20 protein-coding genes are annotated in these 25,442 nt (G+C 71.8%); 2 read left to right on the plus strand and 18 right to left on the minus strand.

From position 1 onward, the window contains the following. Positions 1-36 precede the first annotated feature (36 nt). The 13 genes from ASH01_RS17610 to ASH01_RS17670 form a co-directional block, all read right to left on the minus strand. Positions 37-1,443, minus strand: coding sequence for a nucleotide pyrophosphatase/phosphodiesterase family protein (locus tag ASH01_RS17610; protein ID WP_200961818.1), 1,407 nt, complete (start codon positions 1,441-1,443; stop codon positions 37-39). Continuing rightward, the gene (eboE, locus tag ASH01_RS17615; protein ID WP_056778961.1) at positions 1,440-2,639 is read right to left on the minus strand and encodes a metabolite traffic protein EboE; all 1,200 of its coding nucleotides are present in this window, start codon (positions 2,637-2,639) and stop codon (positions 1,440-1,442) included. Before eboE ends, ASH01_RS17610 begins: the two co-directional genes overlap by 4 nt. A gap of 3 nt (positions 2,640-2,642) precedes the next feature. After that, entirely contained in the window at positions 2,643-3,518 is an 876-nt protein-coding gene (locus ASH01_RS17620; RefSeq protein ID WP_056778964.1) for a TatD family hydrolase, read from the minus strand. Between the two features lie 9 nt (positions 3,519-3,527). Continuing rightward, the gene (locus ASH01_RS17625; RefSeq protein WP_056778967.1) at positions 3,528-4,103 is read right to left on the minus strand and encodes an EboA domain-containing protein; all 576 of its coding nucleotides are present in this window, start codon (positions 4,101-4,103) and stop codon (positions 3,528-3,530) included. Next, entirely contained in the window at positions 4,100-4,954 is an 855-nt protein-coding gene (locus ASH01_RS17630; RefSeq protein WP_056778969.1) for a sugar phosphate isomerase/epimerase family protein, read from the minus strand. The genes ASH01_RS17625 and ASH01_RS17630 overlap by 4 nt, the downstream gene beginning before the upstream one ends. Continuing rightward, positions 4,951-5,847: an SCO3242 family prenyltransferase gene (locus ASH01_RS17635; RefSeq protein ID WP_056778973.1), complete on the minus strand. Its 897-nt coding sequence runs from the start codon at positions 5,845-5,847 to the stop codon at positions 4,951-4,953. The genes ASH01_RS17630 and ASH01_RS17635 overlap by 4 nt, the downstream gene beginning before the upstream one ends. Beyond that, on the minus strand, positions 5,844-6,989 hold the full coding sequence (locus tag ASH01_RS17640) for an inositol-3-phosphate synthase (protein ID WP_056778975.1): 1,146 nt from the start codon (positions 6,987-6,989) through the stop codon (positions 5,844-5,846). Before ASH01_RS17640 ends, ASH01_RS17635 begins: the two co-directional genes overlap by 4 nt. 77 nt (positions 6,990-7,066) lie before the next feature. Continuing rightward, positions 7,067-10,327, minus strand: a complete 3,261-nt coding sequence (locus ASH01_RS17645) for a PQQ-dependent sugar dehydrogenase (RefSeq protein ID WP_082619955.1) — start codon at positions 10,325-10,327, stop codon at positions 7,067-7,069. A gap of 207 nt (positions 10,328-10,534) precedes the next feature. Then, a complete protein-coding gene (locus tag ASH01_RS17650) occupies positions 10,535-11,650 on the minus strand; it encodes a sugar phosphate isomerase/epimerase family protein (RefSeq protein ID WP_056778981.1) in 1,116 nt (371 codons plus the stop codon). A gap of 95 nt (positions 11,651-11,745) precedes the next feature. Then, positions 11,746-12,978, minus strand: a complete 1,233-nt coding sequence (locus ASH01_RS17655; protein ID WP_056778985.1) for a Gfo/Idh/MocA family protein — start codon at positions 12,976-12,978, stop codon at positions 11,746-11,748. Between the two features lie 100 nt (positions 12,979-13,078). Beyond that, entirely contained in the window at positions 13,079-14,137 is a 1,059-nt protein-coding gene (locus ASH01_RS17660; protein ID WP_056778988.1) for a substrate-binding domain-containing protein, read from the minus strand. An 84-nt stretch (positions 14,138-14,221) separates the two neighbouring features. Continuing rightward, on the minus strand, positions 14,222-15,310 hold the full coding sequence (locus ASH01_RS17665; protein WP_056778990.1) for an ABC transporter permease: 1,089 nt from the start codon (positions 15,308-15,310) through the stop codon (positions 14,222-14,224). After that, positions 15,307-16,791 (minus strand): sugar ABC transporter ATP-binding protein, encoded by a 1,485-nt coding sequence (locus ASH01_RS17670; RefSeq protein ID WP_056778993.1) that lies wholly within the window; start codon positions 16,789-16,791, stop codon positions 15,307-15,309. The genes ASH01_RS17665 and ASH01_RS17670 overlap by 4 nt, the downstream gene beginning before the upstream one ends. 154 nt (positions 16,792-16,945) lie before the next feature. Here ASH01_RS17670 and ASH01_RS17675 point away from each other — a divergent pair, with 154 nt between their 5' ends. After that, positions 16,946-18,151 carry an ROK family transcriptional regulator gene (locus ASH01_RS17675; protein WP_056778995.1) on the plus strand — a complete coding sequence of 402 codons (1,206 nt, stop codon included), beginning with the start codon at positions 16,946-16,948 and terminating at the stop codon, positions 18,149-18,151. Between the two features lie 133 nt (positions 18,152-18,284). Next, positions 18,285-19,097, plus strand: a complete 813-nt coding sequence (locus tag ASH01_RS17680) for an HAD-IIA family hydrolase (protein WP_443081182.1) — start codon at positions 18,285-18,287, stop codon at positions 19,095-19,097. Between the two features lie 92 nt (positions 19,098-19,189). On the opposite strand, the gene ASH01_RS17685 is transcribed toward ASH01_RS17680, so the two are convergent. The 5 genes from ASH01_RS17685 to ASH01_RS17705 form a co-directional block, all read right to left on the minus strand. Beyond that, positions 19,190-20,827 carry an HAD family acid phosphatase gene (locus tag ASH01_RS17685; protein ID WP_082619957.1) on the minus strand — a complete coding sequence of 546 codons (1,638 nt, stop codon included), beginning with the start codon at positions 20,825-20,827 and terminating at the stop codon, positions 19,190-19,192. Between the two features lie 138 nt (positions 20,828-20,965). After that, positions 20,966-22,747 carry a flavin-containing monooxygenase gene (locus tag ASH01_RS17690; protein WP_056779009.1) on the minus strand — a complete coding sequence of 594 codons (1,782 nt, stop codon included), beginning with the start codon at positions 22,745-22,747 and terminating at the stop codon, positions 20,966-20,968. Between the two features lie 115 nt (positions 22,748-22,862). Then, positions 22,863-24,041 carry a hypothetical protein gene (locus tag ASH01_RS17695; RefSeq protein WP_056779011.1) on the minus strand — a complete coding sequence of 393 codons (1,179 nt, stop codon included), beginning with the start codon at positions 24,039-24,041 and terminating at the stop codon, positions 22,863-22,865. A gap of 119 nt (positions 24,042-24,160) precedes the next feature. Then, positions 24,161-24,664 carry a J-domain-containing protein gene (locus ASH01_RS17700; RefSeq protein WP_056779014.1) on the minus strand — a complete coding sequence of 168 codons (504 nt, stop codon included), beginning with the start codon at positions 24,662-24,664 and terminating at the stop codon, positions 24,161-24,163. A 39-nt stretch (positions 24,665-24,703) separates the two neighbouring features. Continuing rightward, positions 24,704-25,051, minus strand: coding sequence for an META domain-containing protein (locus tag ASH01_RS17705; RefSeq protein ID WP_056779017.1), 348 nt, complete (start codon positions 25,049-25,051; stop codon positions 24,704-24,706). Positions 25,052-25,442 lie beyond the last annotated feature (391 nt).

The following is a 25,442-nucleotide window of genomic DNA, read 5'->3' on the forward strand; positions in this document are numbered from 1 at the left end:
TGAGGGCTGCTGTGAGGGCTGCGGTGAGGTGCTGGGTCAGTGGTGGGTGGCTGCGGCGACGGGGACGCCGGCGGCCTCGAGGACGAGGTCGTGGACGTCCGCTGCCGCCACCGTCTCACGGCGCAGGCTCGCGTCGGAGGTGAGGACGACGGGTCCGTCCGCGAGGTCCGCGGGCAGCCGTCCGTGGCTGCCGCGCACCCACCGCGGATCGAGCGGGACGACCTTCATGGCATACCGCAGGCCGAGCTTCTTGCGCACGAGGCCGAGCCCGGCGCGCGCCTTGGCGGAGCGGTCGGCGGGGTCGAAGAAGAGCTCGGCGGGGTCGTAGCCGGGCTTGCGGTGGATCTCGACGCCGCGCGCGAAGTCGGGTGCGCGCTCGTCGTCGAGCCAGTAGTAGTAGGTGAACCAGGCGCGTGGCTCGGCGACGAGGACGAGGTCGCCGCTGCGCTCGTGGTCGAGGCCGTATGCCGCCTGGGCGGCCCGGTCGAGCACCTGGTCGACGCCGGGGGTCGCCTCGAGCAGCGCGCGCACCTCCTCGAGCCGGTCGGCGTCCTTGACGTAGACGTGGGCGACCTGGTGGTCGGCGACGGCGAAGGCCGCCGACGCCCACGGGTCGAGGTACTCCATGCCGGCCTGGGTGTGGACCTCGAGCAGCCCGGCCCGGCGCAGCACCCGGTTGACGTCGACGGGCTGGTCGACGGCGGTGATGCCGTACTCGCTGACGACGACGACACTGACGCCGAGGCGCTCCGCGTCGTCGAGGAGCGGCGCCAGGGTGGCGTCGAGCTCGCGCGCCGCGGCGCGGGCCTCGGGCGACTCCGGGCCGAAGCGCTGGAGGTCGTAGTCGAGGTGCGGCACGTAGGAGAGCGTCAGGTCGTGCTCGGGCAGCAGGATGCGGGTCGCCTCGACGATCCAGCGGGACGAGGCGATCGACGCGGTGGGGCCCCAGTAGTGGAAGAGCGGGAAGGCACCGAGCCGGTCGGTGAGCCGGTCGTGGAGGGCCGCCGGTCGCGTGTAGCAGTCGGGCGACTTGCGGCCGTCGGCGTGGTAGACCGGGCGCGGCGTGACGATCGAGTCGACGTCCATGCCCATGGCGTACCACCAGCAGACGTTGGCGACCCGCGCGCCGGGGTGCGCGCGGCGCAGGGCGTCCCAGACCTTCTCGCCCTCGACGAGGGCGTGGTGCTGGCGCCAGAGGAAGACCTCGCCGAGGTCGCGGAAGTACCAGCCGTTGCCGACGGCCCCGTGGTCGGCGACGGGGCGACCGGTGAGCATCGTCGACTGCACCGAGCACGTGACGGCGGGCAGCACGGTCCCGAGCGACGACTGCCAGCCGGAGGCGGCGAGCCGGGAGAGGCGTGGCATGTCCGCGAGGGCGCGCGGCGTCAGGCCGACGACGTCGAGGAGCAGGACCTTCATGGGCTGCGTGGTCGGGGTGGTCATGCGGACTCCTTGAGGCCGAGGTCGATGAGGGTGTCGCGCAGCCAGGCGAGCTCGCCGGCGATGCTCACGGCGAGGGCCGCGTCGTCGGTCGGGCGCACCGCCTCGGGCACGACGGTCCACGTGTAGGTCTCCACCTCGAGGTGGTCGGTCAGGGCGGCGTCACCGCCGACGAGGACGTCGAGCGAGTGCCGCAGGTCGCCGGTCGTCGCGGAGAGCGGTGGCTCGGGGGCGTGGTCGAGCGGCACGTGGAAGTGGACCCGCCACGGACGCTCGGTGCCACCCGGGCACGGGTCGAGGGGGCGCGGGCCGCCGAGCGCGTCGCCGAGGTCGTCCCGGGCCCGCAGCTGGTGGCCCTCGCCCGGCTGGCCCGGCGAACGGGTCTGGTGCAGGAAGCGGTTCTCGTCGAAGGCGGCGAGGGCGCTGCGGGTGGCGTCGTCGCCGGGGTGCTCGACGTGCAGCGCAGCGGAGACCTGCGCCTTGACGACGCGACGGCCGGCGGCGGCGAGCCGAGGCACGGCGACGGCCGCGTCCTCGAAGCCGACCGCGAGGTGGCAGAGGTCGAGGCAGACCCCGAGCACCTCCTGATCCCACCCCGCCATCCGGTCGACGAGCTCGGTCGTCGTCTCGATGACGCAGCCCGGCTCGGGCTCGAGGCCGACGCGGATCTCGCGGCCGGTGCGGCCGCGCAGGGCGTGGAGGTGGTCGGCCAGCCGGTCGAGCTGCTCGGCGGCGAGGACCTGCCGGTCGCCGAACCACGGGTGCCGCCACCCGAGGGGAAGCGTCGAGATGCTGCCCCGGGCGGCGTCGTCGGGCAGCAGGCGGGCGAGCACCTCGGTGAGGTCGGTCGTGTAGGCGAGGCGGGCCGGCTCGGTCCAGTCCGGGTGGTAGACGCGGTGCTTGACGACCTCGTCCTGGAAGCCGCGGTAGGGGAAGCCGTTGAGGGTGACGACCTCGAGACCCCGCGCGTCGAGGGCTGCGCGCAGTCGGTCGGCCTGCCGGGGGTCGTCGGCGAGGCCACGGGCGACCGGCGCGCTGAGCCAGAGACCCAGGCCGAGGAGGTCGGCGCCGAGGTGGTGACGCACGGGCAGGGCGAAGCGGTCGAGCTGCCCGATGATCGTGTCGAGGTCCTCACCCGGGTGGACGTTGGTGCAGTAGGCGACGTGGACGGTCTGGCCGTCGGCGTGGAGCAGGCGCACGACTCACTCCCTCGCGCCGCGGAGCACGGAGTTGCCCATGAACGTCGCGCCGGCGCCGACGAGCTCGGTCTCCGGCGCCTCGGTCTCGGGCAGCTCGAGCCGCCCGCTCTGGGCGTAGAACTCGACGGGGTTGCGCCACAGCACCCGGTCGACGTCGTCGGCCGTGTAGCCCGCGGCGAGCATCGTCTCGCCGACGCGACGGGTCTTGAGCGGGTCGCTGTTGCCCCAGTCCGCGGCCGAGTTGACGATCATCCGCTCGAGGCCGTGGTGGCGGAGGATCTCGACCATGCGGTGCTCGTCCATCTTCGTGTCCGGGTAGACGGAGAAGCCCATCCAGCAACCGGACTCGGCGACGACGCCGACCGTCATCTCGTTGAGGTGGTCGACGAGGACGGCCCCCGGCTCGAGCGCCGACTCGCGCACGACGTCGAGCGTGCGGCGCGTCCCGGCGAGCTTGTCGCGGTGCGGCGTGTGCACGAGGGCCGGCAGCTCGTGCTCGGCGGCGAGCGCGAGCTGCGCGGCGAAGACGTCGTCCTCCTCCGGAGTCATCGAGTCGTAGCCGAGCTCGCCGACGGCCACGACGCGGTCCTTGGCGAGGTAGCGCGGCAGGACGTCGAGCACCTCGCGGCAGCGGGCGTCGTTGGCCTCCTTGGGGTTGAGGCCGATCGTCGCGTGGTGCGCGATGCCGTACTGCGACGCGCGGAACGGCTCCCACCCGAGGAGCGCGTCGAAGTAGTCGGTGAAGGAGCCGACGCTCGTGCGCGGCTGGCCGAGCCAGAAGGAGGGCTCGACGACGGCCCGGACGCCGGCGGCATGCATGCGCCGGTAGTCGTCGGTGGTGCGCGACGTCATGTGGATGTGGGGGTCGAAGATGCGCACGGCTGCTCCTCAGTCGGCTCGGTGGGCAGGGGACAGGTCGAGGACCGTTCGGGCGTCCGGCGGCACGACGCGCCCGGCGGCCTCGCGCTCGGCGGCGTAGTCGCGCACCATCCGGGCCAGCTCGTCGTCGGCGCGGTCGGCCAGGCCGGCGACCTGCTCGACGGGGATGCCGGTGAAGAGGACCTTGAGCACCGCCTGACGCCAGGCGTCGTCGTCGAGGTGCGCGGCGGCATACGGACCCAGCGCAGCTGCGACGAGGCGGGTGTCGTTGGTGCGCAGCGCATCCCGGACGATCGGGAGCGCGCCGTCACCGATGGCGTTCGCGCGGTCGGGTGCGTCGAGCGCGGGCAGAGCGAGCAGCACCGCACGCCGCTCGGCCGCGTCGCCGTGGTCGTAGACCCGACGCACGACGTCGACGACGTATGCCGCCGCGCCGGGCACAGCGAGCAGCAGCGCCTCGCGTGCCGCGTCGCCGTCGAGGCCCTCACGGGCCGCGGTGCGTGCAGCGGCCGGGAAGTACCGGTCGATGGCGTCGGGGTCGGACGCCACCTGGGCGATCGCGTCCTGCGTGGTCACCGGGCTCATCGGCCCACCTCCTGGGGTCGTCGGGCGGCGTCGCGGAGGAACGTGAGGCTCGAGGCGGCCAGCGACGGGGCGGCGTGCGAGTGGCGGGGCAGCTCGACGGCGACGAGGCCGGCGAACTCGATGGCCTCCAGCGCGGCGAGCACCGGGGGGACGTCCACCTCGCCCTCCCCGAACGGCAGGTGCTCGTGGACGCCGTGCCGCATGTCGTCGATCTGGACGTTGGCGACGAGGTCACCCGCACCGACGATGCAGGCTGCCGGTTCGGCGTCCTCGGAGCAGCGCAGGTGACCGACGTCGATCGTCAGGCGCAGCCGGTCGGGTGAGTCGAGGCGACGTCGCAGCTCGAGCACGTCGGCGATGCGCTCGACGAACATGCCCGGCTCCGGCTCGAGGGCCAGGTCGACACCGTGGGACTCGGCGACGGGCAGCAGGGCGGCGACGCCGGACTCGACGCGGGCCCAGAGCTCCTCCCGGCTCGTGCCACGCGGGGCGATGCCGCTCCAGAAGGACACGACGGGCGAGCCGACCTCGGCGGCGACGCGGATCGCTCTCTCCAGCAGGTCGACCCGTCTGTCGCGGCCGGTCTGGGACACGAGGGTGGGCTCGTGCTTGTGACGCGGGTCGAGCACGTAGCGGGCCCCGGTCTCGACGACGACCGCCAGCCCATGACGCTCCAGCAGGGCCCCGGCCCGGGCCGCGCGGCCGGCCAGGTCGGGCGCGAAGGGGTCGAGGTGGGCGTGGTCGAGGGTCAGGGCGACGCCGTCGTAGCCGAGGTCGGCGAGGAGCGCGAGCGCATCGCCGAGCCGGTGGTCGGTGAAGCCGTTGAGGCCGTAGCCGAAGCGGAGGCTCATGTCGCCGACACCCGCCTCATCGCGGCCGCACCGACCGGCGCCGATGCGGCGAGGCCGAGGGCGGCCGCGTGGTGGCCGGTCGCCGCGAGAGCCGCGCCCTGGAGCGGCACGAGGCCACGGATGCCGGCACCCGTGGCCCGGCGGACCGTGCCGGCGTCGGGGGTGCGCGCGGCGGCGAGCTGGGCGCGGAGGACGCCCACGGCATACGCCCCCGTGAGGGCGACGGAGACCGCGGCGCCCAGCGCTCCCCCGGCGCGTCCGCGTCCGGCGACCGGGACCTGGCGCAGCGCCGAGGCGGTGGCGACGGCCGCCGTCGCGACGACGCAGGCACGGGCGAGACCGGTCGAGCCGCCGTGGACCTCGCCGCGGCTCAGGGCCGTGACGCCGGCGGTGTGGACGGCGACGAGGGTGGCCGGGACGGCCGCGGCGCGCAGGCCGGACAGGCCGCCGGCACTGGCGCCGAGGAGGACGTCGAGCCCGCGGGTCGAGGCCATCGTCGCGACGCTGAGCGGACCCTGCTTCGGGGAGAGGTCGTAGGCCCAGACCGCGGCGGCGAGGACCGCGGCGGTGGCGGCCGAACGACGCCCGCCGGCAGCCGCCGCGACGGCGACACCGGTGACGGTGAGCCCGGTGGCGACGGCGAGGGCCGTCCGCGCCGGCACGCGACCGGACGGGATGGGTCGCTCCGGACGCTCGACCGCGTCGGTGCGCCGGTCGGCCCAGTCGTTGAGCGCCATCCCCGCCCAGTAGAGGCACGTCGACGCGACCGGCAGCGCCGCCGAGCGCGCGCCGGCCGGCCAGCCCGCGCTCGCCGCACCCGCGAGGGTGTCGCCGGGCACGGTGAGGGCGGCCGGTGCGCGCACCAGCTCCACGAGGTCGCGCAGGGTCGTCACGACGCGGTCGCCCAGGCGGTCAGCACCCGCTGCTGCTCGAAGAGGCGGTGCTCCTCGGAGCCGACGGGGTCCTTGAAGAAGAAGCCGAGGGACGGCAGCGGGCCCACCTCGCCGCGACGCAGGGCCAGGTCGACGAGGCGCGCGAGGTCGATGACGAGCGGCGCGGCGAGGGCCGAGTCGCAGCCCTGCCACGTGAACTGCATCGACATCCGCGTGCCGAGGAAGCCGGAGAACGTCAGGTGGTCCCAGGCCGTCTTCCAGTCGCCGAGGTCGGCGATGTTGTCGATGTGAACCGGGCCGTCGACGGGGTGGCCGAGCATCGCCTCGAGGCCGCGGGCCTTGCTGCGGGCCTTGCTCTCCATCGCCTCGGGGTCGGCGAGCGTGGCACCGTCACCGCCGCCGAGGAGGTTGGTGCCGGCCCAGGAGCGGACCCGGAGCGCGCGGGCGGCGAACATCGGCGCGAGGACCGACTTGACGAGCGTCTCGCCCGTCTTGCCGTCGCTGCCGCCCCACGGCACGCCGTGGCGCCGGGCGAGCTCCTCGAGCGCGGGCAGGCGCGCACCCGTCGAGGGGGTGAAGTCGACGAACGCGGCTCCCGCCGTGAACGCGGCCGCCGCGTAGACGGCGCTCGGTGGGAGCGGGGACTCCCCTGCGGCCCAGGCCTGCTCGAGCGCGTCGAGCGAGGCGTGCGCGGGGTCGTCGCTGACGACCGGCTCGGTGGAGCTGACGTTGACGACGACGACGCGTGCCAGCGACTCGGCCTGCGCGAACGCGCGGATGTCGGCCGCCAGCCGCTCGACGGCGTCCGCCTGACGCTCCTCGGCGTCCCGGTGTCCGTGGCGGATCCGGCTGCAGGTGCGGTCGAGCTCGTCGGACACCAGCGCGAGAGCGGTGTGCGGGATGACGCCGGCGTCGGCGAGCTGCGCCGCGCGCTTGACGAGCGGCACGTCGGCGACGTCGTGGCCGCCGACGACGAGGTTGTCGAGCGGGACGAGGCCGGCGCCGGCCAGGTCGGGTTGCTCGGTGACGAGCCCGTCGGGTCCGGCACCGCCAGCGGTGATGAGGGCGAGGCCGGTGGCGACGGTCGTGGCGACCGAGCCGCGTGCGCCGACGAGCCAGAGTCCGGTTCGTGCGTCCGTCATGGTCGTTCTCCTCTACGTGGTGGGGCCGGTGGCCCGGCGGCGGGGGCGTGTGCCCGCCGCCGGGCCACCGGGATGGGTCAGCGCAGCGAGGCGATGACCGCGTTGGCGTCGCGCTGCAGGGCCGCCGAGGCCGCCGCGTCGCGGACGTTGGAGCTGGACTTCGCTGCCGCGACGAAGCCCTCGAGCTGCGAGATCGCTGCCGCGGTGCGACCACCGGCGACGTGCTTCTCGGCCTGCTGGAGACGCTTCTCGAGCTCCTTCTCACCCGTCGGGGTGACGAGTCCCTCGCGGGACAGCCGCTCCGTCAGGGCGGTGAGCGTCAGCAGCGACGTGCGGGTCGTGAAGGTCACCGTCGTGCTGCGCTCGAGACCGGCCTTGTCCTTCGCCGTGACGACGAAGGTGTGGCTGCCCAGCGAGAGCGTCCACAGGGCGAGCGGCTTGTCGGCCGCGACCGGGGTGCCGTCGACCGTGGCGGTCACGGTGTCGATGCCACTCGTCGCGTCCGTCGCCGTCCACGTCACGTCACCGGAGTTGCCGACGGTGGCGCCGTCGGTCACCCCGGACACCGCGACCGCGGGCTGGGTCTTGTCGAGCCTGACCGTCACCGAGCCGACCTGTGAGACGTTGCCGCCGTTGTCGGTGGCGCGGTAGAGCACGGTCGTCGTGCCCTCGGTCGAGATCGTCAGCGCCGTGTTGGCGTTGACCCACGTGGCCCCGCCGTCGGTGGAGCGCTGGCGCGAGGCGACGGTGCCGTTGTCGGTCGCGTTGACCGTCACGGTGACGTTGCTCGTGTACCAGCCGTTCGCACCGTTCGGCGTCGCCGGGTTCAGCGTCGCCGAGACGACCGGGGGCGTGACGTCGGCGACGCCGTTGCCCACGAAGGTGAGGGAGTCGAGGACGACCCCGCCCGACGAGGTGACGTAGAGCTTGCCGGTGCCGGTGGGCTTCGACGACAGCGTCGCTGCCGCGTCGGTCCAGCCGGAGCCGTTCACCGCGATGGTCCCGAAGGGAGCCGCCGTCGGCGAGTCCCACCGGAGCGACAGGGTGCCGCTGCCGGAGGCGCGGGCCGTCACACCGGTGACGCCGACGAGGTTCGCCGGGTCCCAGGCCAGCCAGTCACCGGCGTCGAACGAGGTGACCTTGCGCAGGCCGCTCGCCGAGTCGTCGTTCGTGATCTCGACGCCCTGGGTCGCGTCGGCCCACTCGGCCTCCTGCTTCTTGGGGTTGAGGATCAGCTGCTCGGTGGTGGTCGCACCGGGCAGGCCGTTGGCGCCGTTGTCGGTGTAGGTGATGACGACGACGCCGAAGATGTTCTCCGTCTCGCCGTGCTGGGTCGCGTCGGCGGGGGTCGGGATCGCGAACTGGCAGCCCGTGCCCTGGCTCAGCGGGTGGGCGTGCGCGTCGTGGCCCAGCCCGAAGGTCCAGGTCACGCGGGAGCACACCGTCGCCGTTCCGTCCTCGGGGTCGGCGGTCGTGACGGTGAACGGCACGGCCTGGCCCCAGTCGAAGAAGGCACCGTTGGGCGGCGTGGCGATGGTGACGGTCGGGGCGACGTTGCCGACGCTGATCGACGTGCTCGTCAGCCCACGACGGCCCTCGGGGTCGGTGACACGCAGTCGTGCCGTGTACTTCCCGAGCTGGGTGTACGTGTAGCTCGCCGTGGCGCCGGTCGCGTCGAACGTGCCGTTGCCGTCGAAGTCCCACTCGTAGGTCAGGGCCCCACCCTCGGGGTCGACCGAGCCGGACGCGTCGAACCGGACCGTCAGCGGCGCGCTGCTGCTGCTGATCGGGTTCGCCGCGATCTTCGCCTGGGGCGCCTTGTTGCCGGGCGAGTAGTCGATCCGGTAGAGGCCGGCGTCGGGGTTGGCCCGGAAGAAGCCGTCGCCGTAGTCGAGGACGTAGAGCGACCCGTCCGGACCGAACTCGATGTCGATCGGGCTGTCGGTGATCGGCTGGCCGTTCGTCTCGAGGTCCCGGTTCGGCAGGAAGTGCGTGATGTGGTCGACGGGTCCGTTGGGCCACTGCACGTCGAACACCGCGAGGTAGTCCTGCGAGAACTCGGCAAAGAACGCCTTCTTGTCCCAGTAGGCCGGGAACTTCGTCGTCGACGGGTTGGTCGCGTCGAAGTGGTAGACCGGGCCGCCCATCGGGCCCTGGCCGCCCTGCGGGTCGAAGTCGGTCAGCTCGGGCCAGGGCTGGTGCGTGTTGTTGTCGCCGTAGTAGAGCGTCGGCGCGGTCGCCGGGGGCACCTGGGCGAGACCGGTGTTCCACGTCGAGTTGTTCAGGGCGCCGGCGCTGCAGTCGAACCACGGACCGGGCGTCGCCGTCGCGAAGTTCCACTCGTTGTAGTTCGCGTTGGGCCCGTGGCAGTAGGGCCACCCGCCGTTGACCGGCTTGGTGATGGCCGTCGTCTGCCACTCGACGTAGCCCATCGGGCCGCGCTGCGCGTCGGGGGCTCCGGCGTCGGGACCGTAGTCGCCCCACGAGACGGAGTTCGTGATCGGGTCGACGTCCATCCGGAACGGGTTGCGCACGCCCATGACGAAGATCTCGGGCCGCGTCTTGGCCGTGCCGGGCGCAAAGAGGTTGCCCGCCGGGATCGTGTAGGACCCGTCGGCCTCGGGGTGGATGCGCAGGATCTTGCCGCGCAGGTCGTTCGTGTTGCCGGCGCCGCGACGTGAGTCGAAGCCGGGGTTGAAGCCCGGCGCGTTGTTGTTCGGCGCGAAGCCGTTGGCGCCCGGCGCGCTCGCCGGCGTGTTGTCGCCGGTCGAGAGGTAGAGGTTGCCGTCGGCGTCGAAGTCGACGTCACCGGCGACGTGGCAGCACTGGCCGCGCTGGGTCTCCACCTTGAGGATGACCTGCTCGCTCGCGAGGTCGAGCTTGTCGGCGGCGTCGTCCCAGCGGAAGCGGCTCAGCTGGTTGTAGCCCTTCCACTGGTCCCAGTAGGAGGCGTCCGCACCCGCGGGCAGGCTGTTCGGCGCCGACCCGGTCGGGGTCGTCGTCACGTACGGCGCCGTCATGGTGCGCGGTGCGTAGTAGAGGTAGACCCACTTGTTCGTGTCGAAGTCGGGGTCGATGGTGACGGTCTGGAGACCGTCCTCCGAGTTGTTGTAGACCGGGAGGGTGTTGACCACCTTGGTGACGCCGGTGTCGGGGTCGACCAGGCGGACGTCGCCGTTGCGGGCGGTCGTCAGCACGCGGCGGTCCGGCAGCACGGCCATGTCGATCGGCTCACCGGTGTCCTTGGTGAGCGTGATCTTCTCGTAGTTCGACCAGTCGAGCGCCGGCTCGGAGCCGTGGTCGACCCCGTCGTGCGCCTGGGCGGGGAGGGTGGCCACGGCGCCGAGCGCCGTGCAGGCGAGGACGGCTGCCGCAGTTGTGGCAACCAGCCTCCTCGCCCTGGATCGCGAAGTAGCATTCATCGGTACGTCCTTCTTGACAGAGACGGGCGAAGCCGGTCCCCGGGGAGCGCGCCGCTGCAACGGCACTGCACTCCCCGGGGGTCGGCGTTTCGTGCTTCAGGCCCCGTGGGGTACGGGACGGCGTCAGCCGCGAAGGGCGGCCATGTTGTCGTAGCTGACCTTCGAGAGCTCCATCGACTGGTTCGGTGCCGTCGTGGCGTTGCCCGGTGCGGTGTCCATCTCCCACATCGGGTTGTGCGAGCCCTTGGCACCGACGCGACGCAGGAACGTCGAGTAGTCGATGTCGCCCTGGCCGAAGGGGGCCATGACGTAGCCGTTGGCCTGCGTCGTGTCGATCTTGCCGTCCTTGGCGTGGAAGAGCGGGAAGCGGTTCGTCTGGGCGGCGACGACGGCGGCCGGGTCGAAGAGTGACGTGACGACCGATCCGTCCGGAGCGGTGTACGCCTTGTGCTTGTACTGCGCGACGTGCGCCCAGTAGATGTCCATCTCGAGGTAGACGTGCTTCGGGTCGGTGTTCGCGAGGAAGTGCTCGAGGCGACGGATGCCGGACGAGCGCGTCGGCCGGCCGGTCGCGTCGAGCGGCCCGCTGTCGAGCAGGAAGCTGTAGGCGATGTCGTGGTTGTGCGTGTAGAGCTTGAGGCCGTGGCGCGATGCCCGCTCGCCGTAGAAGTCCCAGCGTGCTGCGGCGGCCTCCCAGTCGGCGACGTAGGCGCTGCTCGTCGGGTCGCTGCCCGTGCCGATGTGGCCCATGCCGAGGATGTTGGCGATCTCGCAGGCCGTGTCGAACGCCGCGATGTTGGCGTCCGTGATCGTCGACGGGACGGAGCCGTGGTTGCCCTCGGCCTGGAGGCCGAGGTCGTCGAGCCACGAGCGGAGCAGGGTCGCACCCTCGACGGTGTTGAGGTTGGCACCACCCTCCGAGTTGGCGTTCTGGGTGAGGCCGGCGAACTCGATCTGGCGGTAGCCGATCGAGGACAGCTCGGTGAGCACCTCCTTGAAGCCGGAGGCGTACGGCGAGGTCAGCGGGTTGCGGCTGACGGCATCGCGCACGGTGTAGAGGATGATGCCGCGGCGGGGCGCCGGGATCAGGACCCCGTTGGCGCCGGGGGCGGCCTGGGCCGCGGCGGCCCCGGTCACGGCGACGGCGGCCGCCATGCCGGTCGTGGCTGCGAAGAACTGGCGACGGTTGAGGCCGAGCTTGCTGACGAGCTTGAGCGGGTTGACGTCATTGTCGTGCATGTGAGCTTGCTCCTTCAGGGGGTGACAGAGACGAGACGTGCGGTTGAGCCGGATCTCCTTGTCTTTGGGCGAGGTCGGGTGCACCACCGCAGCGTTCAGGACATGGCCGGTGACGTCGCGTGGGCCCCGTCGATCGGGGTCCAGGACCCCTCCCGCTCCACGCTCGTCTCGACCGCCGACAGGATCCGCTGCACCTGGAGCCCGTCGGAGAAGGAAGGCCGGGGGTCGGTGCCCTCGGCGATGGCGGTCAGCAGGTCGACCGCCTGGTGGGTGAAGCCGTGCTCGTAGCCGAGCACGTGACCGGGTGGCCACCAGGACGCCACGTAGGGGTGGCTGGACTCGGTGACGAGCACCCGGGTGAAGCCGGCGTCTCGGCTGGGGACACGTCCGTCGAAGACGTGCAGGACGTTCATGTCCTCGAAGTCGAAGGCGAGCGAGCCCTCGGTCCCGTTGATCTCCAGCCGGATCGCGTTCTTGCGGCCGTTGGCGAAGCGGGTCGCCTCGAACGTGGCGAGGGCGCCGCCGCTCATCCGCGAGACGAGGACGGCGGCGTCGTCGACGGTCACCGGACCGGTGGTGGCCGAGCCGTTCTGGGCGGCCGAGGCACTGATCCCGCCGGTGCCGACCGTCGTCGGGTCGGCGACCGGCCGCTCGCGCACGAACGTCTCGGTGAGCGCGCTGACACCGGTGAGGTGCTCGCCCGTCACGAACTGGGCGAGGTCGACGATGTGCGCGCCGATGTCGCCGAGCGCCCCGGAGCCGGCGCGCTCCTTCTGGAGCCGCCAGGTGAGCGGCGACTGGGGGTCGACGAGCCAGTCCTGGAGGTAGGCGCCTCGGACGTGGAGGATGCGACCGAGGCGTCCCTCCGCGACGAGGCGACGCGCGTACGCGATGGCCGGGACCCGGCGGTAGGTGAACCCCACCATCGAGCGGACCCCCCGCGACCGGGCCGCCTCGGCCGCCACGACCATCGCCTCGGCCTCCCCGACCGAGTTGGCGAGGGGCTTCTCGCAGAGCACGTGCTTGCCGGCCTCGAGCGCGGCGACCGCGATCTCGGCGTGGCTGTCGCCCGGCGTGCAGATGTCGATGATGTCGATGTCGTCACGCTCGAGCAGGCGTCGCCAGTCGGTCTCGACCCCGGCCCAGCCGAAGCGGTCGGCCGTGTCGCGCGCAGCCGCCTCGTTGCGCCCGGCCACGGCGACGAGACCCGGCGCGGCCGGCACGTCGAAGTAGCTGCGCGCGTTGCGCCAGGCCTGGGAGTGGGCCCGCCCCATGAAGGCGTAGCCGATCATCCCGACCCCGAGGGTGGGCTTGGTGGGTGTGCTCATGACGTCCTCACATCCGATGTGGGGTGGTACCGCTGACGGTTCGGTCCTGCGTGCGGTGCGGTGCCCGCGTCACCGGTGCGGCGGCGCGGGCACCGACCGGTCAGGACTCGAAGCCGAGAGGCAGGTACTGCTCGACGTTCTCCTTGGTCACGACGGGCGCGTTGAGGACGACGCGGTTGGGCACCTCGACCTGGACGAGGTCGCTCAGACCCTTGTTCTGGGCGATGAGGCGCGCGAGCTTGATGCCGTCAGCAGCCTGGGTCGGCGGGTAGATGACCGTGGCCTCCATCTTGCCCTCCTGGATCCAGCGCATCGCGTTGGCCGAACCGGCACCGCCGATGAAGGCCATCTCGTGGCGGTTGGCCTGGTCGAGGGCAGCCATGACGCCGACACCCTGGTCGTCGTCGTGGTTCCAGAGGACGTCGATCTTCGGTGCGGCCTGGAGCAGGTTGGACGCCTGCTTCTCACCGGACTCGACCGTGAACTCGGCCGCGACCCGGTTGTCGACGGTCTGGTTGCACGCCTTGAGCGCGTCGGCGAAGCCCTTGCTGCGGTCCTGGGTCAGGGGCAGGGCGTCGATGCCGGCGATCTCGGCGATGACCGGGTTGGTGAGGTTCTTGTCCTTGACGATCTTGCAGGCGTAGGTGCCGGCCGAGACGCCCATGCCGTAGTTGTCACCGAGGATCGTCGCGCGGGCGGCGAACGGGCTCGAGAACTCACGGTCGACGTTGATGACGGGGATGCCGGCCTGCATCGCCTTGGTCGCGATCTCGGTGAGCGCAGCGCCGTCCGTCGGGAGCAGCACGATGGCGTCGACCTTGTCGTTGATGAAGGTCTCGATCTGGGCGATCTGGGCGCTGGCGTCGTTGGTGCCCTCGGCGGCCTTGAGCTCGATGTCGCTGTACTTCTTCGCCTCGGCGAGGGCCGAGTTGTTGACGGCGGCGAGCCAGCCGTGGTCGGCGGCCGGTCCGGAGAAGCCGATGACGACCTTCTTGCCGGGGGCGTCGTTGTCGCTCACGGCGTTGCTGGCCTGCTGGGTCGAGGCCGCGGGAGTCGTGGCCGGGTCGTTGCTCGTGCACCCGGCGGCGACGAGTGCCGAGCTCAGGGCGACCGCCAGGACGGCGATGCGCTTGGTCGAACGGGAGAGTGATGCGGACACGCTGACTCCTATGTGAGCGAAGAGGGTGGTGCGGTGTGAGTGGTGCTCTGCCGTGCTGGTGGTGCTGTCGACCGGGCCGTTCGGCTAGCCCGACCTGGTGCGGGAGACCCGCTGCTGGAGCAGGACGGCGGCGACGATGATCGCCCCCTTGGCCACCGCCTGCGTCGACGTGTCGAGGTTGTTGAGGGTGAAGACGTTGGTGAGCGTCGTGAAGATGAGGACGCCGAGGACGGTGCCGACGATCGTGCCGCGACCGCCGCTGAGGAGCGTGCCTCCGATGACGACGGCCGCGATCGCGTCGAGCTCGTAGAGGGTGCCGTGCGTCGAGGTGCCGGTCGTCGTGCGGGCCATGATCATCACCGCCGCGATGCCGCAGGCGACACCGAGCAGGATGTAGAGGTACATCGTCTGGCGCTGCACCCGGATGCCCGCGAGGCGAGCCGCTTCGGGGTTGCCCCCGATGGCCAGCGTGCGTCGGCCGAAGGTCGTGCGGTTGAGCAGGACCCAGCCGACGACGGCGACGATCGCGAACATGATCACGAGGACGGGGATGCCGAGGACGCTGCCGCCGAAGAAGTCGATGAAGCCTCGCTCGCGGATGATCTGGGTGCGGCGCTTGGCGATGATCTCGGCGAGCCCTCGGGCGGCCGCGAGCATCGCGAGGGTGGCGATGAACGGCGCCATCCGCCCGTACGCGATGAGCACCCCGTTGACGAGACCGCAGACCGCACCGACGACGAGCGCCGCGAAGACCAGGACGATCCAGTGGTAGTTCGCGGCCATCGTCTGCGTCGCCACCGTCGTGGCCCAGACGGACGAGAGGGCGACGATGGCGCCGACCGAGAGGTCGATGCCGCCTCCGGAGATGACGAACGTCATGCCGACGCTGACGACACCGATGACCGAGCCGAGGCGCAGGATCGTCAGGGCGTTCTCGGGGCTGGCGAAGCGGTCGCCCGCCGTGATGATGCCGACGACGATGAGGAGCAGGAGGGCGAGCACGAGGCCCGCGTTGCGCCCGGCCGGTCCGCTGAGGAAGCCGGCGAGGCCCCCTTCCCGGCGGGGCGCGGCACCACCGACCGGTGGTCCGCTCGGGGTGGCCGTGGCCTCCCCCTCGGTGCGGCCGGCGACGGGCTCCCCTGCCTGGTCGACCTTCGTGACGTCGGCGCTCATGCCGCGTCTCCCTTCAGGATGATGTCGAGGACGGCGTGCTCGTCGAGCTCGTCGGCCGGGCCCTCGTGACGGACGGTGCGGTCGGCGAGGACCAGCACCCGGTTGGACAGCCCCAGGACCTCGGGGATCTCGCTGGAGACGACGACGACGGCGACGCCCTCGTCGGTGAGGCGACGGATCAGGGCGTAGATCTCGGAGCGGGCGCCGACGTCGACGCCACGGGTGGGCTCGTCGAGGAGCAGCACCTTGCAGCCGCGGAGCAGCCAGCGGGCAAGGACGACCTTCTGCTGGTTGCCGCCGGAGAGGGTGCGCGACTCGCGGTGCACGCCGCGGGGGCGGACGTCGAGCGACTCGACCAGCTCCTCGGCAGCCTCGACCTCGGCTGACCCGTCGAGCAGGCCGCCTCGTGAGAAGCGGGGCAGCGTCGCGAGCGTGATGTTCGAGGCGAGCGAGGCGCCGAGGACGAGCGCCTGGCTCTTGCGCTCCTCGGGGCACAGGCCGATCCCGGCGGCGACGGCTGCGGCGACGGACCCGCCGCGCACCACCGTGCCGTCGACGGTCACCGTGCCGCTCGTGGCCTTGCGGGCGCCGAAGATCGTCTCGACGACCTCGCTGCGCCCCGAGCCGACGAGGCCCGCGAGCCCGACGACCTCACCGGGTCGGACGTCGAAGCTGACGGAGCCGAACTCGCCCGCCCGGCTGAGGCCCTCGACGCGGAGGACGGGCTCGGCGTCGGCGACGACCTCGGGCTTGGCCGGGAAGACGTACTCGATGGAGCGACCCGTCATGAGCCGGATGAGCTCCTGGGTCGGCGTGGACTTGGCGTCGAGGCCGGTCGCGACCGTCTTGCCGTCCTTGAGCACCGTGACGCGGTCGCCGATCTCACGGATCTCCTCGAGACGGTGGGAGATGTAGACGACGGCGATGCCCTGGTCGGTGACCTCGCGGATGACCCGGAAGAGCTGGTCGACCTCGCCGGCGTCGAGCACCGCGGAGGGCTCGTCCATGATGATGAGCTGCGCGTCGCGTGAGAGGGCCCGGGCCATGCTGACGATCTGGCACGACGCTGCCGAGAGCGTGCCGACCTCGGCGGCGGGCGAGATCTCGGGGTGTCCGAGGCGGGCGAGCAGCCGAGCCGCCTCGCGGCGGGCAGAGGTGCGCTGGGAGAACCCGAAGCGCGTGGGCTCGTGCCCGAGGAAGATGTTCTCGGCGACGGTGAGGCCCTCGACGAGGTCGAGCTCCTGGTACATCGTCGCGACGCCGAGGTCCATCGCGGCCTGCGGGTGGTGCAGGGTGACCGCGTCGCCGGCCCACTCGATGGTGCCCTCGTTGGGCTCGTGGACGCCGGCGAGCACCTTGATGAGGGTGCTCTTGCCCGCGCCGTTCTGGCCGAGCAGGCAGTGCACCTCGCCGGACTGCACGTCGAGGTCGACGCCACCGAGGGCCACGACCCCGGGAAAACGCTTGACCACGTTCGTCATTCGCAGGAGAGGGGCGCCTGCTACATCTCGCCGTCGAGATTCCATGCGTCACACCGTGACCCACTTTTGTCGGGACGTCAAGCAAAAGTTTTCTTGTTGAGACACCAAAGCCTGATGCATGACATACCGAAGCCGCGTGTGCTTGACTTGAAACGTGCGTCCAGAGCCATCGTCGTCCGCGTATGCCGCCACCGCCGTGAGCGGCGCCGGCGAGCTGCTGCAGCTGCTGCGCGACGAGACGCCACGCACCCGCGCCGAGCTCGCGAAGCTCACCGGACTCGCCCGCTCGACGGTCGGCGCGCGCGTCGACGCGCTGCTCGCCACCGGCCTGCTCGCGCCGAGCGGTGAGGCAGTGAGCACCGGCGGCCGACCGCCCGTCCGCTTCGCCTTCAACCCCGAGGCCCGCGTCGTCGTCGGCGCCGACATCGGCGCCACGCACGGCCGGGTCGCCCTGACCGACCTCAGCGGTCGTCCGATCTGCGAGATCGGCGAGAACCTCGACATCACCGACGGCCCCGAGGTCGTCCTCGACTGGCTCGTGGCGACGACCCGCCGGCTCCTCGAGCAGGCGGGCCGCGAGCCCCGAGACCTCATCGGCATCGGCATCGGCGTGCCCGGGCCCGTCGAGCACTCGAGCGGACGCCCGATGCGACCGCCGATCATGCCCGGCTGGGACGGCTACGACGTGCCGGCCCACGTGCGCCGCGACTTCGACGTGCCGGTCCTCGTCGACAACGACGTCAACATCATGGCGCTCGGCGAACACGCGATGGCTCACCCCGACGTCGAGCACCTCCTCTTCGTCAAGGTCGCCACGGGCATCGGCGCCGGCATCATCAGCGGCGGGCGCCTGCACCGCGGGGCCGTGGGCGCCGCCGGCGACCTCGGCCACGTCGCGGCGCCGCACGCCCCCGAGGTGCTCTGCTCGTGCGGCAACGTCGGCTGCCTCGAGGCGGTCGCCAGCGGGCCGGCGATCTCCAAGGCGCTCAAGGAGATCGACATCGTCGCCGAGTCCAACAAGGACATCGTCGACCTCGTCCGGGGCGGCAACATCCCCGCCGCCCTCGCGGTGCGTCAGGCCGGGCGCACCATCGGCGAGGTGCTCGCCACGTGCGTCAGCCTGCTCAACCCCTCGGTCATCGTCATCGGCGGCTCGCTCGTCCAGGCGGGCGAGAGCCTCATCGCCGGCGTGCGCGAGGTCGTCTACGGTCGCTCGCTCCCCCTCGCCACCGGCGTGCTCCAGATCGTGCCCGCCACCACCGGCGTGCAGGCCGGCGTCATCGGCGCGGCCACGATGGTCATCCAGCACGCCCTGACGGCCGACCGCGTCGATCTCGCCATCGCCCAGTCGGCGTCCTGAGCCGTCGGCTCGCTTCGCTCGCGCGTCCGGCGCTCGATGACGTCCCGGCTTCCCTCCTCGACTGGCTCGCTTCGCTCGTCAGTCCAGGCGTGAGGCACGCCGGACCTGCGGCACGGCGGCCCGACCCGCCACAATGGGGTCCATGACCGATCACCGGCCCGTCGAGACGTGGCTCACCGACATGGACGGCGTCCTCGTGCACGAGGAGGACGCGATCGCCGGAGCCGCCGAGTTCGTCACGGCCCTCAAGGAGTCCGGCCGGGGCTTCCTCGTCCTGACGAACAACTCGATCTTCACGCCGCGCGACCTGCGCGCCCGACTGCTCCGCAGCGGCATCGACGTGCCGGAGGAGGCGATCTGGACCTCCGCCCTGGCGACGGCCCAGTTCCTCGCCGAGCAGCGCCCCGGCGGCTCGGCCTACGTCGTCGGCGAGGCGGGCCTTACGACGGCGATGCACGACGTCGGCTACGTCATGACCGACCGCGACCCCGACTACGTCGTGCTCGGCGAGACGCGGACCTACTCGTTCGAGGCCATCACCCGCGCGATCCGCTTGATCGAGAAGGGCGCCCGCTTCATCGCGACGAACCCCGACCCGAGCGGCCCGAGCCCGGCCGGCACCCTCCCCGCCACCGGCTCGGTCGCCGCCCTCATCTCGACGGCCACCGGTCGCCAGCCCTACTACATCGGCAAGCCGAACCCGCTCATGATGCGCAGCGCCCTCAACCGCCTCGACGCCCACTCCGAGACGACGATCATGGTCGGCGACCGGATGGACACCGACATCATCAGCGGGCTCGAGGCGGGCCTGCGCACCGTCCTCGTCCTCACCGGCTCGACGAACCGCGAGCAGGTCGAGCACTTCCCCTACCGCCCGAGCCGGATCGTCGACTCCGTCGCCGACCTCGTGCGCTTCGTCGCGCACGAGGACTCCCAGCGGCACTGAGCCGCAACGGAGCCCACGACGACGTATGCCGTCACGCCCGTCGGTGACGGTCGTGACGGCATACGTGGTGCTGGCCCGTCGGGGCCGGCTGGTCAGGGCAGGTAGTACGTCGGGTTGGGCAGCTTGACCGCACGGTCGGCGTGGCCGCCGATGAGGTCGCTGTACTGGTCGCCGAGGTTCGCGACGACGTCGTAGCCGAGGTCCTGCTCGATGTGGGCGCGGGTCGTCGACTTGTACTCGATGGTCGTGCACGTCGGGTAGGCCTTGCAGTGGCCCTGCATGTAGGCCGGCGGCGTCTCGCTCGAGCGCCACTTCGTGAAGTAGAGGTCGTCGCTGAACTGCGGGTAGCCCTGCTCGTGGAGGTTGGCGAGCGTCGCGGCCTTCTGGCCGGTGTTGCGACCCGTCAGACCGATGACCGTGCAGCCGGAGTCGGCGACGGCCTTGACGACAGAAGGCATCCCGGGCGTCGCCGGGAAGAGCTTGTTCTGGACCCAGTAGTCCTGGCGCACGGGGTTGAAGACGAACTTCATGTCCGCCACCTCCATGTCGTAGGTCCACAGGGTCGTGTCGTCGGCGTCGAAGACGACGGCCGGCTTCGAGCCGGAGCGGGCGCCCTGCCGGCACTCGTTGACGAGCCGCTGGGTCGTGCGACGCTCGAGGGCGGCGAGCTCGGTGATGTACGGCGAGCTCGTCTTGTCAGCGATGCCGGTGCCGGGGTCGCCGTAGTAGGTGGCGATCGTCTTCTTGACCGAGTCGATGTTGGGGATGCCCTCACCGCTCTCGGTGAGGCCGCTCGAGCCGTCCGCCTTCATCGTGAAGTGGGTGCGCGGCGCGAGGCGGGGCTCGCTGACCCCTGGCAGGTCGGGCGACGGGAGGTAGTACGTCGGGTTGGGCAGCTTGACGTTGCGGTCGGCGTGCCCGCCCTGCAGGTCGGACCACTGGTCGCCGATGTTGAGGACGATGTCGTAGCCGAGGTCCTGCTCGATGTGCTTGCGCGTGCCCGCCTTGTACTCGACGGTCGTGCACTTGGCCGTGGCGCACGTGATGTACGCCGGCGGCGTCGACCCGGCCCACTTCGTGAAGTAGTGGTCGGGCGTGAAGGCGTTGTAGCCGACGTCCTTGAGGTTGCCGATCGTCGCGTCCTTCTGGGCCGCGCCCCGGCCGGTCAGGCCGAAGATCGTGAAGCCCATGGCGTCGGCCTCGTTGACGAGGTCGACCATGGTCGGCGTCGCCGGGAAGAGCTGGTGCTGGACCCAGTAGTCCTGGCGCACGGGGTCGAAGACGAACTTCATGTCCGCGACCTCCATGTCGTAGGTCCAGAGCGTCGTGTCGTCGGCGTCGAGCACGATGGCCGGCTTCGTGCCCGCTCGCTCCGCGGCGGCATACGTCCGCTTGAGCTGGGCCCGGAGACCATCGGTGATCCGGCCCATCTCGGAGATGTAGGGCGAGCTCGTCCGGTTGGCCAAGCCCGTGCCGGGGTCTCCGTAGTAGCTGTAGATCGTCTTCTTCACCGAGTCGATGTTGGGGATGCCGGCGCCGTCGGCGCGGGCGCCGCTCGAGCCGTCGGCGGCCATGACGAAGTGGGTGCGCGGGGTCAGGGTCTGGTCGTGGCGGCCGCCGGCGTCGCCGTGGGCGAGGGCCGGGGACGCGCTGGCGACGACCAGGGAGCCGATGATCGAGCCGACGGCTGCGACGGCGAGGCCGGTGGATCTGGGGGTGGGACGCCTCATGGGTTCACCTCTGGGGCTGCTCGGGGTGCGGGTGGGCCGCTCGACCGTAGTCCCGGGCATGCCCCCGCGGGGGTCTGGCGACCCGCCGCGAGGGCATTCCCATCGAAATGGCATGGAACTCCCAGACTTCACCCAGACTCACGCCAGGTGGTGGGTCTCCGCGAGGGCGTAGACGGGGGTGTCGATGCCCTCCATCCGGGCCTTGAGCTGCATCGCGAGGTAGCGGGAGTAGTGCCGCGACTGGTGCAGGTTGCCCCCGTGGAACCACAGGTTGTCCTGTCGCGTGGGCTTCCACATGTTGCGCAGCTCGCCCTGCCAAGGACCCGGGTCCTTCGTCGTGTCGGAGCCGAGCCCCCAGCACTTGCCGACCGCGTCGGCGACCTCCTGGCTGATGAGCCGGGCGGCCCAGCCGTTCATCGAGCCGTAGCCCGTCGCGTAGACGACGGCGTCGGCCTCGAGCTCGGTGCCGTCGGTGAGGACGACGGCGTGCTCGGTCAGGTGGTCGACCTGCCCGCGCACCAGCCGGATCGCGCCCTTCGCGACGAGCTCGGAGGCGCCGATGTCGATGTAGTAGCCGGAGCCGCGACGCAGGTACTTGAGGAAGAGGCCCGAGTCGTCGTCGCCGAAGTCGAGGTCGAAGCCGGCCGCCTCGAGCGCGGCGTAGAAGTCCTTGTCCTGCGCACGGATCGCGTCGAAGGCCGGTCGCTGGAAGTCGGCGAGGATCTTGTAGGGGATCGAGGCGAAGACGAGGTCGGCGGTGTCGTGGTCGATCCCGCTCGCGACGGCCTCCTCGGAGTAGAGCGGGCCGAGGACCTGGTCCATGAGCGAGTCGGACCGCACGATGTGCGTGCTCGACCGTTGGAGCATGATCGGCTCGGCGCCGTTCTGCCACAGGTCGGCACAGATGTCGTGGGCCGAGTTGTTCGAGCCGATGACGACGACCTTCCTGCCGCCGTAGCGCGCGCCGCCCGGGTGCTTGCTGCTGTGGTGCTGGTCGCCCTGGAAGACGTCCTGCCCGGGCAGCGTCGGCACGTTGGCGATGCCGCTCATGCCGGTGGCGAGGACGAGCTGCGCCGGGTGGAGCACGACCTCGCGCCCCTCGCGGGTCACGTGCACGGTCCATGCCCCGGTCTCGGGGTCGAAGGTCGCCGACGTCGCCTCGCTGTTGCTCCAGTAGTCGAGCTCCATGACCTTCGTGTAGCTCTCGAGCCAGTCGCCCATCTTGTCCTTGGGTGTGAAGACGGGCCAGTGGTCGGGGAAGGGGAGGTAGGGCATGTGGTCGTACCAGACCGGGTCGTGCAGGCACAGCGAGTGGTAGCGGCTGCGCCACTGGTCGCCGGGCCGTGGGTACTTGTCGACGACGAGCGTCGGCACGCCGAGACGCTTGAGCCGCGCGGCGAGGCCGATGCCACCCTGGCCGCCACCGACGACGAGGACGTAGGGCTCGGCGTCGACGCCGAAGGACTCGACCTCCTGCTGCCGCTTGTCGAGCCAGTTCTCCGTCGAGACGTTGACGCCGTGCTCGGCGCCACGGGGCCGACGCGCGCCGGACGGCTCTGGGTGGTCCTTGAGCGACTGCGCGCTCGTCAGCAGGGTCCAGGCCAGGCCGTCGCGGACGCGAACCAGGCCCTTGCCGGTGAAGGTGGCGTTGCCGAAGGTGAACCACGCCTCGTGGACGCCGTCGGCCTCGGACTCGCTCGTCGCCACGATGTCGGTGGGCCACGCGCCGGGCTCGATGCCGGTGAGCATGTCGCCGATCTGCCCGCGCCCCTCGGACGTGTGGATGTTCCACGTCATGCTGATGAGGTCACGCCAGTAGCACTCGTCGCCGAAGAGACCGGTCACCCGGTCGACCTCGCCGGAGGCCAGCGCGTCCCCGAACCTCCCGAGCCACTCGCTCGCCGTCAACTGCTCACCCATCGCCAACTCCTTTGTCCACGTCGTGGGGTCGTGGTGCTGACGCTAGGAGCGCGTGGGGTCGCCGGACAGGGTTGCAGAACGTTGCAGGTCGCCCCCGCTGGCGTATGCCGGGTGCTCAGGTCGCGTCGGTCCGCACCGTCGCGGGCGTGGTGAGGCGGTAGGGCCGGCTCTCGACGAGGCCGCCGAGGCGCTTGCGCAGGCGCGACATCTCGGCCCGGATCGTCACGGGCGTCGTCGCACCGTCGAGCAGGGCCATCAGGCCGGCGGTGTCGAGCCCGGCGGGATGGTGCGCGAGGAGGGCGACGATCTCGGCATGCCGCTCGGACAGGGCGATCTCGACGGTCGACCCCGCGGTCGTGACGAGGAGGCGCGGGCTCGGGTGGCGCACCACCTCGACGGACGCCGGGGCGCTGACCGCCTCGTGGAGCACCCAGCCGCCGGTGATCGCCTCGGCCCGGACCTGCCCGATCTCGGGCACCCACACCGTGCCCTCGCGCAGGCTGCCCGGCACCCAGACACGCTCGCCGACGCCGTAGCCCTCCGCCCGGGCCACCCACCCGTGACGGTCGACGACGACGAAACGGCCCGACCCGGCATACGGCTCGCTGGCGCGGGCGACCCGGCGCAGGTCGCGCTCGTGCTGGCCGGCGAGCGTGTCGACGGCCTCACGGACGGCCATGGTCACGAGCATGAGCGTGTGCGGGTGGGCGGTGCGGAAGGCCCCGCTCAGCGTGACGACGCCGAGCGGCGTCCGCGCCCGCCGGTCGAGGATCGGGGCGCTCGTGCACACCCACGCGTGCTGGTCCTCGCGGGCGTGCTCGGGGCCGAAGATCTGGACGGGGCGGCGCTCCTCCATCGCGGTGCCGAGCGAGTTGGTGCCGACGTCGCCCTCGCGCCAGCGGGCGCCCTCGACGAAGCCGAGGCCGTCGCTGCGCCGGCGGATCGGCGACGGGCCGAACATCCACAGCGGGTAGCCCTCGTCGTCGCTGATGACGAGCTCGTTGCCGGCCTCGTGGGCGAGGGGGAGGAGCCGGTCCTTGAGGACGGGGACGACGGAGGAGAGCAGGCGCGAGCGCTCGCGGCGGGCGAGCAGCGCGTGGTCGGAGATCGGCGTCGAGATCTTGTCGCCCTCGGGCGTCTGCCGCAGCCACGAGCGGGCGACGACGCCCCGGGCGCCGGCGGGCACCTCGTGGGTGTGCGCCCACGCCCGGTGCAGGCGCAGCAGGTCCCGGGCCTTGGCTGCGGGGTCCTCGAACGCAGTCAGGGCCGCTTCGAGTCCGGAGGCTGTGGACATGCGCACCTTTGCGACGGGTGGCCCCGCGCGAGGTCGTACGCGTGGGGTCACGGCTCCTCGTGATCGTGACACGCGAGCGGCCGGTTGGGTAGGGCGCGTTCAGCCCCGGTCGGCGTCAGTCAGCGCCCGAGGAGACGACGCCACCAGGAAGGGCGCGTCTCGGAGGCAGCGGCACGTGCCGCGGCAGCCTTGTCCTCCCGGGCTGCGCGCTGCTGCTCCTCGAGCGCGGCGCGCAGCGGCCGCCAGCGCCCGACCATCTCGTCGACGTCGAGGGTCTTGGCGATGAGCGGCGGCAGGTTGCCGACCGCCGGTCGCAGCCGGTCGGCGAGGACGCGCTTGTTGTAGTCCTCGATGACCTCGCGGACCTGCGCCTCGGTGCGGACGTCGACGAGCGACTCCGGATAGCCCGCGGCCTCCTTGCGCAGCCCCAGCGCCCCCGGCAGGGCACCCCCGAGGTCGAGGTTCTCGCGGGCCGCGAAGCGCTTGACCCACCAGTCGGGATCGCCCGAGTCGCTGAGGTCGAGGGGTTTGCCGGCACCCGGCAGGTTGTCGAACTCCCCACGCTCCTGCGCCTCGCGGATCTGCTTGTCCACGGGGCTCTCCCAGTACGGCTGGCCCGTCATGCGATCCACGCTAACCGACGCCGGACGGCTCTCGTGGCCTCAGCCCGGCTGGACGCTCGGGCGCACGAGCACGGCGAGGGTCTCACCGTCGCCGAGCTCGAGGCGGTCGCCTGTGACGACGAAGGCCTGGGGTGCGTCGAGGAGGGCGAGCAGCCGCTGCTCCTGCTCCATCGCCTCGGGCGGGCCGGCCATGCGGGTCGTCGCGGCGTCGACCACGGTGAGCAGTCCCTCGGCGACCTCATAGCGCCCCATCACCCGGTTGACGCCGGTGGTGCCGGTGAGCCGGCCGTCGTCGCCGAACGCCAGCTCGGGCTTCGGGTCGGACAGGACGCCGCCGCCGAGCTCCTGGACCACCCACGACGTGCCGACGATCGCGTTGTCTGCCATGCGCCCCACGTTAACGGGATGCGCCCTGGGGGTGGGTCGGGTCGGTCGGAGACGAGTCAGCGTCCACGACGACAGGGGAGACCGTGCTCGGACTCGTGGCATGCCGCTCGACGAGTCGGAGGACGGCACGCACGAGGAGCTGATGGCCGCCGGGGCGCCTATACCGAGCTCTTCGAACTGCGGGCGCGGTCGTGTCGCTGAGGCGTGTGCTTTGGCGAGAACGTCTGCGCTGCAAGGGAATTGGTGTGGACAACTCTTGTTCGGTCGTTCGAACACCAGTACGATCAAGGGTGTGGAGCAGAGCCGGAGCACGCAGCAGATCGAGCAGGACTGGGACCACGTCGCGTCCCTGGCCGCCGACCTGCACGACGCGCACGCCCGGCTCGTCGAC

Origin of the sequence: Terrabacter sp. Soil811 (assembly GCF_001429655.1) — a bacterium.
Classification (GTDB): Bacteria; Actinomycetota; Actinomycetes; order Actinomycetales; family Dermatophilaceae; genus Terrabacter.

What these genes read in the sequence shown, in the direction of transcription:
- ASH01_RS17610 (WP_200961818.1), bottom strand. Translation starts at nt 1,443, where the DNA reads ATGACCACCCCGACCACGCAGCCCATGAAGGTCCTGCTCCTCGACGTC.
- ASH01_RS17625 (WP_056778967.1), bottom strand. Translation starts at nt 4,103, where the DNA reads ATGAGCCCGGTGACCACGCAGGACGCGATCGCCCAGGTGGCGTCCGAC.
- ASH01_RS17630 (WP_056778969.1), bottom strand. Translation starts at nt 4,954, where the DNA reads ATGAGCCTCCGCTTCGGCTACGGCCTCAACGGCTTCACCGACCACCGG.
- ASH01_RS17640 (WP_056778975.1), bottom strand. Translation starts at nt 6,989, where the DNA reads ATGACGGACGCACGAACCGGACTCTGGCTCGTCGGCGCACGCGGCTCG.
- ASH01_RS17650 (WP_056778981.1), bottom strand. Translation starts at nt 11,650, where the DNA reads ATGCACGACAATGACGTCAACCCGCTCAAGCTCGTCAGCAAGCTCGGC.
- ASH01_RS17655 (WP_056778985.1), bottom strand. Translation starts at nt 12,978, where the DNA reads ATGAGCACACCCACCAAGCCCACCCTCGGGGTCGGGATGATCGGCTAC.
- ASH01_RS17665 (WP_056778990.1), bottom strand. Translation starts at nt 15,310, where the DNA reads ATGAGCGCCGACGTCACGAAGGTCGACCAGGCAGGGGAGCCCGTCGCC.
- ASH01_RS17670 (WP_056778993.1), bottom strand. Translation starts at nt 16,791, where the DNA reads ATGACGAACGTGGTCAAGCGTTTTCCCGGGGTCGTGGCCCTCGGTGGC.
- ASH01_RS17680 (WP_443081182.1), top strand. Translation starts at nt 18,285, where the DNA reads ATGGGGTCCATGACCGATCACCGGCCCGTCGAGACGTGGCTCACCGAC.
- ASH01_RS17685 (WP_082619957.1), bottom strand. Translation starts at nt 20,827, where the DNA reads ATGAGGCGTCCCACCCCCAGATCCACCGGCCTCGCCGTCGCAGCCGTC.
- ASH01_RS17690 (WP_056779009.1), bottom strand. Translation starts at nt 22,747, where the DNA reads ATGGGTGAGCAGTTGACGGCGAGCGAGTGGCTCGGGAGGTTCGGGGAC.
- ASH01_RS17695 (WP_056779011.1), bottom strand. Translation starts at nt 24,041, where the DNA reads ATGTCCACAGCCTCCGGACTCGAAGCGGCCCTGACTGCGTTCGAGGAC.
- ASH01_RS17700 (WP_056779014.1), bottom strand. Translation starts at nt 24,664, where the DNA reads ATGACGGGCCAGCCGTACTGGGAGAGCCCCGTGGACAAGCAGATCCGC.
- ASH01_RS17705 (WP_056779017.1), bottom strand. Translation starts at nt 25,051, where the DNA reads ATGGCAGACAACGCGATCGTCGGCACGTCGTGGGTGGTCCAGGAGCTC.